This is a genomic window from Algisphaera agarilytica, from assembly GCF_014207595.1.
GTDB classification, from domain to species: domain Bacteria; phylum Planctomycetota; class Phycisphaerae; order Phycisphaerales; family Phycisphaeraceae; genus Algisphaera; species Algisphaera agarilytica.
The window spans coordinates 1113798-1126567 of the sequence record NZ_JACHGY010000001.1; the positions used below are offsets into that span (position 1 = coordinate 1113798).

7 protein-coding genes are annotated in these 12770 nt (G+C 58.2%); all 7 read right to left on the reverse strand.

The annotated features are described in order from the left end of the window. Nucleotides 1-203 precede the first annotated feature (203 nt). A complete protein-coding gene (locus HNQ40_RS04785) occupies nt 204-2081 on the reverse strand; it encodes an FAD-dependent oxidoreductase (RefSeq protein WP_221435387.1) in 1878 nt (625 codons plus the stop codon). 101 nt (nt 2082-2182) lie between these two features. Next, nucleotides 2183-3631 (reverse strand): sulfatase-like hydrolase/transferase, encoded by a 1449-nt coding sequence (locus HNQ40_RS04790; protein WP_184676737.1) that lies wholly within the window; start codon nt 3629-3631, stop codon nt 2183-2185. A 79-nt stretch (nt 3632-3710) separates the two neighbouring features. After that, nucleotides 3711-5582, reverse strand: coding sequence for a CRTAC1 family protein (locus tag HNQ40_RS04795; protein ID WP_184676738.1), 1872 nt, complete (start codon nt 5580-5582; stop codon nt 3711-3713). A 193-nt stretch (nt 5583-5775) separates the two neighbouring features. Beyond that, a complete protein-coding gene (locus HNQ40_RS04800; protein WP_184676739.1) occupies nt 5776-6492 on the reverse strand; it encodes a PEP-CTERM sorting domain-containing protein in 717 nt (238 codons plus the stop codon). Between the two features lie 292 nt (nt 6493-6784). Beyond that, a complete protein-coding gene (locus HNQ40_RS04805) occupies nt 6785-7705 on the reverse strand; it encodes an AraC family transcriptional regulator (protein WP_184676740.1) in 921 nt (306 codons plus the stop codon). 93 nt (nt 7706-7798) lie between these two features. After that, nucleotides 7799-9754 (reverse strand): glycoside hydrolase family 127 protein, encoded by a 1956-nt coding sequence (locus HNQ40_RS04810; protein WP_221435388.1) that lies wholly within the window; start codon nt 9752-9754, stop codon nt 7799-7801. A 174-nt stretch (nt 9755-9928) separates the two neighbouring features. Continuing rightward, complete coding sequence (locus HNQ40_RS04815; protein ID WP_184676742.1) at nt 9929-12598, reverse strand: sulfatase-like hydrolase/transferase; 2670 nt, start codon at nt 12596-12598, stop codon at nt 9929-9931. Nucleotides 12599-12770: the final 172 nt, after the last annotated feature.

Below are 12770 nucleotides of genomic sequence, written 5' to 3' on the forward strand. Positions count from 1 at the left end.
GATGAACAGGTCGGTATTTCACCATTTGCAAGTTAAGGATTGGGGGCGACCAAGTCTTGGTCTTTTTTACAAAAAACGGGTGCTTTCCGTGTGGATTTACGGCTTTGGTATGTCGTATTTTCTATTTTTAGGCCTTGGCGGCCCGGCGAATGGCGTTGCCGCAAGGGCCTGCAATGCCTGAGCTTCTGGCGTGATGCGAGACGTCAGTCTGAAGCCGGGCCCGTCGAGCCGTAGCACCGGACTTCAAACAACTTGGCTTGGTCGGCCCCGTATGTCCGAAGCACGCATACCCGCAGCGCTTTGGTTGTGACCGGTTCAAACGAAAGGTGTATCCGCCGAGTCGGGTTCTGTTCGATTGATGCGACCCGCCGCCACTCCCCGTTGTCTTGCTGCACTTCGACTTCGAGGGCCTCGACCAACTCGATGGGAACCGTGCTGGTATGGTCCGCGTCATCCTTTGGCCGTTTGAGCATCATGATGTTGCGGTGAACGTTGGTGTCCGCTTTGATCAAGACGGCGTGGAGCTCGACGGGTTCGCTCCAGCTCAAAGTCACGTTTGCGGGCAGCTCTTGAGATTGCCAATGATGGGTCTCGCCGTGCTCGTCGCGGGGGACGCCGTCAATCAACAACGACGGATCGCCGCTTTGCGTTGAAGAGGCTTCGAAGTGCCTCGCCTGACGGGCCAAGTCCGCGCGATCGTGGGCCGGCCGTTGGGGTATGTAGGCGTCGTCGCGGAGCAGCTGTTCCTGCAGTTCGTCGATGTGTGCTTCGTAAACGCCGCGGGGATTGACGCCGTGACGTACGCAGAGCGCCGCAGCCGTGCCCACCGCTTGCCCCATCGTGGCGCACGTCGCCATCACCCTAGAAGACGACAGGGCGACGTGGGTCTGGCTGACATTCCGCCCGGCAAAGAGCAGGTTTTCGATATTGCCCGAATACAGACTTCGGAAGGGTATTTGATACACCCGGTCGAAGTGCTCGTGCCAGAAGCTCGGCGGGTCGCCGATGCGTTCGATGCCGCCGGGGTTGTGTTCGTCCAAGGGCCAGCCGCCGTAGGCCACGGCATCGTCGAAGTGTTTGTGCTCGAGTTGATCGGGCTCGGAGAGGATGTAATCCCCAATGAAACGGCGTGACTCGCGTCGCCCCGACAGCGATCCGACCCAACCGAGCGCGTAGTTCTCTGCCTCCGGGTACTTCCCCGAGTTTTTCACGTATTCCCACACGCCGTAGGCGTAGCCCAGCAGTTTGTGTCGAATCACTTCGGCGTCGGCGATGATGTCGTCGTCGCTGCCCACCTCGACCCACCAGAACCCCTCGACGAACGGCGTGATCCGGCGGTTGGGGTGGGCGTGATCGACGTCGAACGGGATCGTGAACGAAGGCGCCTTAAACGGAACCGGCTTGCCCATATCCTCCGACGAGAGAAGAATCGTCGGCCCCATCTGCCAGCCGTCAGCCTGTTCGGGCGCGAACTTCTCGCCGAATTCCGACGAAGCCTCCCGCCCGGTTCGGTACAACGCGCCGGCGGTTGCCGCTAAGAGGCCGTCGCCAGAACAATCGATGAACTGTTGTGCCCGCACGGTGACGACCGACTCGGTGGTGGCTTGCCAGCAGACCGCGCTGCGGATGCGGTTCCCCTCCATCTCGGCCCGCAACGCCTGGGTGTTGAGCATCAACTCCAGGTTGGGTTCACGAACGACAAAATCATACAGCACGTGGTCCCAGACCGGATAAGAATGCTGGGGGTTGTGGAAGCGGTTGTGCAGCAGGATCTCTTCAATGATGCCGGTTTCGCGCTCGGCCTTGCCGGTGTTGAGTCGGGTGACCCCGTGAACGATCACGCGGATTTCGCTCGATGCGTTTCCCCCCAGAACCGCCCGGTCCTGGATTAGCAGGACCTTGGCTCCGTTGCGGGCCGCGGAAACCGCGGCGCAGATCCCCGCCATCCCGCCCCCGAGAACCGCTACGTCAACCGCGTGCGTTTGCGAGCGGTTGGGCAGGCCCAGCTCCGCGGTGGCGAGCTTGAGCCATTGATCGCCCCGGCGATCCGTCAGCTGTTGAGTTGAAATCCCTTCCGACACGTTTGCTCTTTTCCTAATCTGGCTCGGGTTGATGATGACACGGTCCCGCCCCGCCCCAGCCCTGGCCGGCGGTTCGTTTACGGATGCGAAGGATTCAAGGGTCAGTTGCGATAGGGATTGACGTGCACCACCTGCCCGGGAGTCGGCCAGGCTTCGACGTGACGGATGGGGTCGTCGATCGCTTCGAGAAATTCGTCGAGTTGCCGAGAAAGAACAGCGAGGGGTTCGCGGTATCCGGGCGTGTCGATAAGGTTTTTTAGTTCGTGCGGGTCTTGGGTGAGATCGTAAAACTCGTCAACCGCGTTTAAGTTACGAACATACTTGTGTCGTGCGTCTCGGATAGCGCGGATACCGAACCAATGGCCGTTGTACATGTCGTACACGCCGTGGGCGTAGGTGCTGTCTTGTGGTTGCTGCTTGGTTTTGCCAAGCTCATCTTCCAAGCGTAAACCCTCTGTGGGTTCGTTGGTCCCGCCAAAAAAGCGGTTGAAGTAGCGTCCCAGATCAATCAGTGAGGCAAACTCGGCGTTTTCGCATGGCGCGACGCCGGGCATCGAAATCAAGAGGGGCACCCGCCAGACCTCGTCGTAGAAATAAGGTCCTTTGTCGAAACGGTTGTGAGCGCCGCACATGTCGCCGTGGTCCGAGGTGAACACGATGAGCGTGTCCTCCTCGAGTCCTGATTGCCGCAAGGCATCCAATAGCTTGCCGATCTGTGCGTCGACGTATTCGCGGTGACGCAGGGCGTAATCGAAGATGTGCTTCCAGTCGTTATCCGTTAACGTGTCGGTGTCATGGCAGGGCCACCAGTGACCGTTCTGAAACGCGGGCTTGTTGGAAAAATCATCATCGAAATTCGCGGGGTAAGGCAGGTCGAGCGAATCTCTCTGCGCCAATACATGCGAGGGTAGGTAATGCGGAAAATGCGGGTCGGCGATGGAAACCGTTAGGAAAAAGGGTTGGTCGTTATGGCTGTCGCGCTGTTGTTGGAGGAACGACAACCCAGAATCGACAGCCATGCCGCATTTCGAGGGGCCGGCGTCGGGACCGGTCTCGCCCCAAAACGGTGCGGTGCCCTGCTTGAGGATTTGTTGGCCGTGCTTGAGGTAATAGTCTTTGGTGTTTTCGTAGCTAAAGCCGGGGCGCTCGTCATAAGGCGTATGCACCTCGCCCGGATCATCGAATCCGTCTAAGCCGCGGTCTTTCAAGCCGTCCGTTCCCAGGTGCCATTTCCCGAAATAGCCGACGCGGTAACCCACTTCCTTGGCGTGGTCGAGCCAGGTGGCCGTTTCGTTGCGCATCCTGGGCTGATTGGAATAGCCGACGCCGCAGTTGTCGTAGACGCCGGTTTCGTGTGGCCAACGCCCGGTGAGCAAGGCGCCGCGTGCCGGCGTGCAGAGCGGGCAGGTTGTGAATGCGTTGACGAAATCTGTGGACCGGGACTTCAGCTGGTCGAGGTTGGGGGTTGCGCAGGAGCTCCCCCTGAATCCAAACGAATCAGCAGGCCATTGATCGACCAGCAGGAATAGAACGTTTAAGGGTTGGCTCATGGGGGTGATCTAAAATCAAAATCAGATCATCGAATCCGTGTGGCATCGACCGTGTTCGGCCACTTCGGGCAAGTCCACATCACTCGTGGTACCCGAATTGCACGATGCGGTCCACTTCATCGATGGTGATCGATTGCTGCTCGCCGTTGGTCCAGGTGACGGTCGCGCTATCGATCTGGTTGATCGGGCCCAGGCCGATATGCTGGTAGGTATTCAGGGGGTGAGAGAACGCCGCGGGTGTGGTGCCCACCGTTCGGGTGTAGGTGTGGCCGCCCGCTTCGACGACTATCTTGGCGCCCTGAGGTGTTGCTTCTTTCCTGGGCGACCACCCGATGTCGGCGATGAGGTAGTGGCGATCCGCCGCCGCTTCGAGATGGTTTTCGTAGAGGTACCACCGGCCCTTTTCGTTGTTGTAGACCAAGTCCAGGTCGCCGTCGAGGTCAAAGTCAAACACCTCCGCGCCGCCGCCGGTCGCCCCTAGTTCTTCGGAGACAATACCGTGGCCTTCAACACGCGTGAACGACTCGCCTTTCTGATTCATAAACAGGACCTGAGCCTGGGCCTTGGTCGGATCACCGTAGCGGACGACAAAGATGTCCGACCAGCCGTCGTTGTCGAAGTCGCCGACCGCAGCGCTGGTGGTCTGCTCCGGAAGATCGATTCCGAACTCTGCGGTCACATCGACAAACTTGCCGTCGCGGTTCTCAAAGAGGAGTGCGGGCATGTCTTCTTCGAGGATGATTTCGGGGGCGGAGATTACGTTGTGCACCACCGCGGAGGTACCCGCACGGGTTTCACCCGCGATACGCCAGCGCCCTTCGCCGGTGTGCCCGAGGTACAGGCCGGGGTCTGACCAATCCTCTGGGAAACCTTGGGCCTGGTCGGTTGTGAGGGTGAAGTCTTTATGGCCGTGTCGGTCGACATCGAACGTAATCAGGTCTTTTGCCTCACCCGAGAACACATCAAAGTGCGGATAGGCCATTTGGAGGTTTTCGACTTTCATATCGCCGTCGATCTCGATCCTCTCGACATCGAATTTCGCCCGGCGGAAATGGAAGTAGTAGGTGTGCTCTTCCCCGCAGTAGCAACGCTTTTCGGAGAACGGGTGCCCGGCTCGGGTCACAAACAGATCGAGATCGCCGTCGTTGTCGAAGTCGATCTCGGCCAAGCCTTTTACAAAGTTGGTGTGTTTCAGGTCGCCCAGGACACTGTCGGTTGCGTCGATGAAGGAGTGCGATTCTCCCCCTTGGGCCACCTTGATGTCATCCCCGCCATAGAGAAACACATCGACTTTCCCATCGCCGTTGAAATCGGTGGTGAGGATGCGGAACCCCATCCATTTGGTCTGCGGGAAACGGCTGGTCTGGAGGAATTGCCCGGTGCCGTCGTTCGTGTAGAGGATGTCGGCACCGTCGGCCTGCGTCTTCAACGGAAACGCGGTGAGGACAAGGTCCAGAACACCGTTGTTGTCCGTGTCGATGAGTTTCGCGGCTCGGCCACGGGCGCGTTCGAAGTGTTCGAATTCATCGCCCCCTTCGATCGTGCGGTCGCGGTTGACGTGGTACCAAACCGGGTTGCGAGGGTTGGAGCCGTCGCCCCCTCCCCGGGAGACGACCAGGTCGATACGACCGTCCTGGTCGTAATCGCCCGCCGCGATGCCGTGCGTATCCCCATTGACCAAGAGCTGCGGCTCTTCAGAGAACTGCCCTTCGTCATTCCAGTAAATCCGAGCGCGTTGGCTGTGCTCGGTGATGATGATGTCTTCCCACCCGTTCTGATCGAGGTCGGCGATCAACGCGCTGTCCCATTTCCGACGCGACCGGTCTTCAAACGTGATGTTGTCGGATTTGGCAAACTTCGGAGCCTTGTCCTCTTCACCCGCGACGGCGGCGGAAGGCGGCATCGCAAACGCCAAAGCAATCAGGCCCAGTGAACAGGTGGAGGTTTTCATATGAAGTTCCTGTATGAGTTTAATGGGAGTCGCTAGAGATTCGCCAGGAAATACAAGTGTGAATTGAGTCAGCGGGGCGTGGTTTCACAAGCCGAGCATCTTGGCTAGCAAAGAGGTGGCTCGGGAGTATTCCCGAGCCACCCGCATCATTTAGTAAAGACGTTACCGGTTCGACCGGCAGGGGAACCGGACCTTACGAAGTACGACGGCGGCTCAGCATGGCCAGCGAGCCCAGGCCGAGGAGTGCCAGCGAAGCGGGTTCCGGCACGGGGTTGACTTCCCAGGTAATCACATCGATGCGGGGGAAGACGTCGTTGCCGGTCGCGTTATCGACCGAGAAGCCCAGGTAGATCGTGCTGCCGACATCGCCAGCCGTGGTGGTGTAGATGCCGTCCTGGGTGTACTGGTTCCAACCCGAATCAATCGAGAACGTGGTCGTGCTGAGCACGGTGATATCGCCTTCGGTGGTGGTATCATCGATCGTCGAGGGGCCGGAGAACAGGATGACTTCAAAGCTCTCGTCGCCGTTGTACCCACCGCCGAAGCGGTTGCCGTAGAAGTCGATGTCGAACACATCACCGGCCGCGCCCACCGCATAGCCGGTGTCGTTGGCGCTGATGCGGTTCTGGAACAGGAACGCGCCGCGCGAGTTGACTTCGGGGCTGGCACCAAAGCCAGCGTCTTGACCGAAGTTGATCGAATCAGCACCGCTGACGTTGACCCAGTTGGCCATGCTGAGGTAGTTCAGGGCGCCGCTGGAGGCTTGCTCCGCCTCGAAGTTGCCGTTGCCCAGCGTCGGCGTACGGGGCGTCGTGTTAACCGCGGGTCCACCAACAATGATGGCAGCATCCACACCCACCGAGAAGCACGCGGCCAAACCAACCCCAAAAATACATTTAAACTTTGACATGATATTCCTCCAATTTGAGAAGTCTTGCGATTCAGTCGGATTGGTGATGCGGCACGGCCAAATTGATGTGCAGAGAAACTTGAAAACAGCCGTACGTTGCAGCCAAACCTTAACGATGGAGTAAATTTACAACACATATCGCCAGATAAAATGGCTGATCAGATAAACAAGCGTGCAGATATTACTTTGCTTTAAGCGGCTTTGTTTTATTGGTTTAGATGTGTGTTCAGCCTCTTCCGGCAGCGCGAGAAGTTTGTATTTAAGCCAGAATTGGCCATGAGGCTTTGGGGGTTTAGGCTTGGCGACGATAGTCGCGAGGACTATGCCCGGTTACGGCTTTGAATCGTTTACTGAAATTCGAATAGTCGCTGTAGCCCACCTTGAAACAGATATCCAGCATGCTGTCGGAAGTGCTGCGCATCAGCGACTTTGCTAAGTCCATGCGGAGGCTGGTCAGATAGTTGACGAAGGACATGCCGGTGTATTGCTTGATCAAAAGGCTGAAGTAGCTCACCGAAACATTGGCGACTTCGGCGACCTCTTCAAGCGTAATCGGTTCCGCCAGGTGCTCGTGGATATAGGCCAGGGCCTTGAGAAGCCCCGCGCGGTGGCGGGTTGCGGCCACTTTAATCGAGCGTTGCGAGCTTTCGACCGATTCCTTTTGCGTTGAGCTGTGGTCTGAGATCCCGAGCAGCAGATTGAGGAAGACACATTTGGACTTAGCGGTCGAAGCGACATCGTCGTGAGTGGCCAAATCGGCGAGCTGGATGAACAATTGCTCGAGCAATTCGATACTGTCTTGGGGGACCGAGAGCCGAACGGCCGAGACGTCCTCTTCGGCAAGCGGGAGCATGGCGTTGAAGAAGTAGTAGTTCGGTGATTTTGACGTCACGATCTCCTCAAGCCCTGAAACGCTTGAGTCGATCGCCCGGGGCAGGAAGCTGCAGGAATACGCTCGCGGGGCTGCTTTGGGCGACCACGTCTCGAGCTGGTGCTGGATAAACGGCTTGAGGATTAAGATGTCACCCGCCTCGAGCGACATCTCCATGTCGGCCAGCCGATTGTGCAGTGTTCCCTCGGCCACAAAAATGATCTCAAAGAACTCGTGTCGGTGGAGATCGCTCTGTGGCAGCGGACGTTCAGCGATGCGCGTTGCCGTAACGGGCAACACTTCGTTGTGGAACAACTCTTTTGCGAGAATGAGGAATGACACGTGTCAGCTCAGATAAAGATGGATACTCAGATTGAATTTGTGGTTAGCGAGTCTTAACTCATTATATCTCAGGCTCAAAATGGGCCGGGTATATTATGACCAGATGACCGGCATGAAGACCGTCATCTCGCTCTGTCCGCGGTTGGCCCAGGCGAAGTAAGGAACAAGCTGCGAAGAGTAATCCGACCAGTCGGTTTGGTTGACAGCCCGGTACATGCCTTCTGACTGATCGCGACGAAGCGTGAGGGTGCCATTCAGAACGGTCACGCCGCCGAGGAAATCAGGCCGGTATTCGGGAGCAAAATCATCACTCGCTTTGAGATAGACATCGAGAATACTGGTTTTTTCCGGTAGATCAGGCGATTCGATGCAGTACACGATCGGGCCGCGGGTCATCGCGATCTGGTTGCGCAGCTCTTCGATACGCGGGTGGCCTTCGATTTTTTGGACCGGCATCGGCAGTGTCAATTCGACAACGTCGCCCGCCTTCCAAGACCGGTTAAGGGTTAGGAATTGGCCCTGTGTGGTCTGCTCTGCCACGGCTTCGCCGTTGACGGTTGCCTGAGCGCCGTGGGCCCAGCCGGGGATCCGCAGCATCACCGCAAACGGTTCGGTTTTGCATTCGTCCACGGTGAACCGGACCTGGCCGTCCCATGGATACTGAGTTTCTTGACGCAGCTTGAGTGCGGAACCGTCTTGCAGCTGCGTGCTGAGTTCGTTGCCGCCATACAAGTTCACGGCAATGCCATTCTCGGCGATGCTGTAAGCCCAGGACGATGCTTTGCCGATCGTGCGCACCAGGTTGGGCGGGCAGCAGAAACACTCGATGTAGGGCAGGCGGCAGGGTTTCTCTGTCGGCGTGTGCGAGTAGTCGCGGCCGCCGTCCACCATCCGCAGCGGGTTGGCGTAGAAATATTCTTTCCCGCAAGTGCTGATGCCCGACAGGGAGCTGTTGAGCAGGGCGAGCTCCATGAAGTCGCCGTGCTTCGATTCGGAGTTAATCGACATCATCCGCCAGTTGAACATGGCGTTGGCGATGTTTGCGCACGTCTCGTTGTAAGCCATGCCGTTGTGCATCATGTATTCGGTGATGAAGGCTTCGTGTACAAAATCGACGCGCGGCGAGGAGCCGTGGTGGGTCTGGCCGATCGCGCCGGTCAGGTACATCTTCTTATCCACGACATCGGCCCAGATGCGGTCGAGCGCGTCGAGCAGCGCTTTCTCACCGGTCTCGGCGTAGACGTCGGCGACTCCGGCGTAGAGGTACATCGCCAACACGGCGTGGCCCACGGCTTGGGTTTCTTCGCGGATCGGCACCCGGTCTTGGCACATGTCACCGCGGAACGCAGCGTTCACGCCGGGCTCGGGCTCGTTCCATTCGTAGTCGCGGTTGGCCCCGCGCATATCGACGAAGATCTGGGCCAGCTCGAGATACTTCTGGTCCCGTGTTAAGCGGTAGAGTTCAACGAGCCCCATGATCTGCGATGGGTTGAAGCCGAAGCGGGCCAGCTTTGCCGGGCGGGGCTGGAAGACGGTGTAGATGTAGTCGGCGTTCTTGATCGCGATGTCGAGGAAGTTGGTCTTCCCGGTCAACCGGTTGTGGATGACCCCGCCGGTAAACAGGTGGCCTGCGTTGTAGAGCTCGTGCATCTGGCGATTATCAAACCGCTCGAACTTGTTGATGGTGACGTGTGTCGAGAGGTAGCCGTCGTCTTCCTGGGCCTGGCCGATGACTTCGATGATCTCATCCAACTCTTCGAGGATCTTTTCATCGCCGTTGAGGGCATACATGTAGACCGCGGCTTCCATCCATTTATAGAAGTCGCCGTCGTGCCACCATTCGCCTTTGTGCTCGCCTTCCTTAAGGCCCGCGGCGATCTTGAAGTTGTTGTATGCGTGGCCGATATCGCCTTTGAGGATGGTCCCCATGTGTGGCACCATCACATCCTCACAAAGCTTGACCTTGTCGGCCCAGAACCCTTCGGTCCAACGGCAATCGCGCACGCCGATCGAACGCAGCTTGACGTAGGGGCTCTCGCTATTGTCCATAACGGCGTGCTTCTGCGGAGGGGTTTGGCCCAGAGCGGTCGCAGTGGAGGATAGATTCGTAGAACTCATGGTTTGTTTCCTGGCTCGATGAGCCGTTTTGGGTGTGGTTCAAATAGTGTTGGGTGTTTACGGTGAATTGCCGAATGGACGCCGCTGGCCAGACATGAAAGTGAGTTACTGGCGCGGGCGTCGTCGGCCATAGGCCAAAGCCCCCGAAACGAGTATCGCCAAGGCGGTCGAGGGCTCGGGCACAACCCGAATGGTGCCCGAGGTCAAAAGGCTGTCCGCATCCCACGTTAAGCCTTGCCCAAGTTCTGGCAAGATCAAGACATCAAATTCACCTTGGGCCGAGTCGAAGCTTAACAAGTCAAAAACGTCGCCCAGATTTGCGTTGTATGAAGGGGCTGTTCTGACTTCAAGCGTACCTCCTGTCACCTGCAATTGCCCCAAAATTTCCAGTTGATCGTACGCGGTACCTGCCACACCCGATCCGTCGATTTCGAGGAGCAGTGTTGAGCCGTCTTCAAACGTCGTGTCGCCATCAATGGTCAAGCGGCCGGGGCTCGATCCGGGCTGCACGGTGGCACCCGATGAGATGGTTAGCTCGCCGACCAATGTTCCGGATCCGCCGATGGTTTGGCCGTCCATCAGCGTGAGTCCACCGGTATTCGTTGCCGAGGCGTCCAGCGTGGCCCCTTCAGAAATTTGGATCGAAGAAGTCTGATCCAGTGCCGCCCCACCGATGAGGGCCAAGGTGCCGCCCTCGACAAGCGTGGCGCCCGAGTGGATGGCTTGGCCGTTCAGGCTGACGGTGCTGGTGCCACGCTTGATGAGATCGCGAGACTCAAAATACTCTCGGACGGTGCCGTTGACGTTGACCGTGACGTCGCCGTCGCCGGTGAACGCCAGGTTGTCGTAAAGGATCAGATCAAGGTCGAGATCGTAGGTGAAGCGTCCGGTCGAGGAGTGGGTGGCGTCGACCGCAATCTCGGCCTGTTGGCCGGTGAGGCTCTCGGTGAACAGCACGGACAGGCCGTCGATCGTCGCGCGGTGGTTGTCTGCCTCGGTGTAATCGCCGCTGAGGACCATTTGGTTGAGCATAAACTCGAGGCCGGTGCGGCGGAGCAAATCGTTCGTGGCGGTGTAGTCACTGTCGTGTGTGCCAAACTCGAGCACAGCGCTCGCAAAGCCGTCGGCACGGAGCAGAAACTTTTCGTCGTTGGTCCCCGCTTCAAACCAGTTCAGCGTGCCGTTGGGATTGCCCGAAGCATCGAAATACGAGACGCCGTCGGCTTTCCCGCCCGACCAGGCGGTGCTCCCGGCATTGGGGTTGAACACGTGGTGGTCGAACACGTTGAGCGGCTCTTCTTCGAGCGTACGAGCCAGAATCGAATACCGCGGCTTATCGAAGAATGCTTCGTAGTCCGTTAGGTCACGCTTGAGTTCTTCGATCAGGTCGGCGTGGACGGCGTTGCCGCTCAGGTCATTCGATTCGTCGATGTCGTCGGCTACGTTGTACAGGCGGAAGCGGTCTTCCCGAGCGTTGGTCGTGTTCGTATTGACCAGTTTCCATTGATCGTCGTCTTTATCCTTGATGACCGCGAAAGTCCCGCGCCACCGGTGGACCAAGACCTCATGCGGATCGTCGCTGGTCTGGCCGTTGATGAAGGGCAGGAGGTTGACGCCATCGATCTGTTCCTCCCCTTCAATCGGTTGAGCCCCGGAAAGCGAGAGAACGGTGGGGAGGATATCGATCCCGTGTACGGGCTTGTTGTAGATCGTGCCCTGGGCCGATTCATCGATGCCCGCACCCGCGATGAGCATCGGGACCCGGATGCCGCCCTCTTTGGGTGAGCCTTTTACATTGGGAAACAGGCCGTTATCCGTGCCGTCGCCGAACGCATCGGAGCCCGAGACGCCGCCGTTGTCGTTCACAAACACGATGGTTGTGTCGTCGGCGATGCTGTCGCTGGTGTTCCCGTCCCCGTTGGGGTCTTCCAGCCGATCGAGGATCCGGCCGATTTCTCTGTCCATCGTGATCATCATCGACCCGACTTCCTTACGCACGCCTTGAAGGCCCGCAAGGCGGGGGTCGTTGAAGTCTGGTGAATCGTCGCTCCAGGGTTTGTGAGGAGCGGTGAACGACTGGTAGAGAACAAACGGGTCTTCGTTGGCGTGGTCTTCGATGAACTGAACACCATAATCGCCGAAAACATTGGTGATGTATTCGCCGCTGCGGGTGCCTTCGACCACGGTATCGGTCACCGTGCCGTCCGATTGGCGTACGGTTTCGCGCATGTAGCGCGGCTGCAGAGCACTGTTGGGGTTGTTGATCTGGTTCAGGTTGTAGCTGCGCCCAAGGATGTAGTCGCGCGAACCGTGCCAGTGGCCGTAGAACTCATCGACACCCTGGTCTTGAGGTCGGTTGATCCCTTCGATCGAGCCGAGGTGCCATTTCCCGACGGCGCCCGTGGCGTAGCCTTCGGCTTTAAACCGATCCCAAAGGGTGGGGGTGGCGTCGGGGATGCCTTCGAATCCAAACTCAGCGATCTGGCTCTGAAGAAACAGGTTGTTGCCGACACTCTCGTTGCCGATGCGTTGCTGGTACGCCCCGGTGATGATTGCCGCGCGGGTCGGTTGGCAGTTCGCGGCCACATAAGCGCGATCAAACGTCACGCCCCGGTTGGCCAACGCGTCGAGGTTGGGGGTGAGCGAAGTCGCAAATCCGGTTGTGGGGTCGGTCCCACTGATCCCGTTGTTTTGCATAAAGCCGAAGTCGGCATATCCCGCATCATCCGCAACAATCACAATGACGTTCTTGGCGTTTTGGCCCTGAGCGGGCATGCCCGCAAGCGCAACACACAAGAAGATTGGGCAGGCCGCAAATCTCAATTTTGTATGCCACTGGCTAGGAAACAGGTTGCGAGAATTGAAGGGAATCATGGTGATGCCAACTTTGAAACGAAAAGCGATGAATCAGTTGTGAGGTGTCTGCTTGCCGGAGAAGCACTCAAAC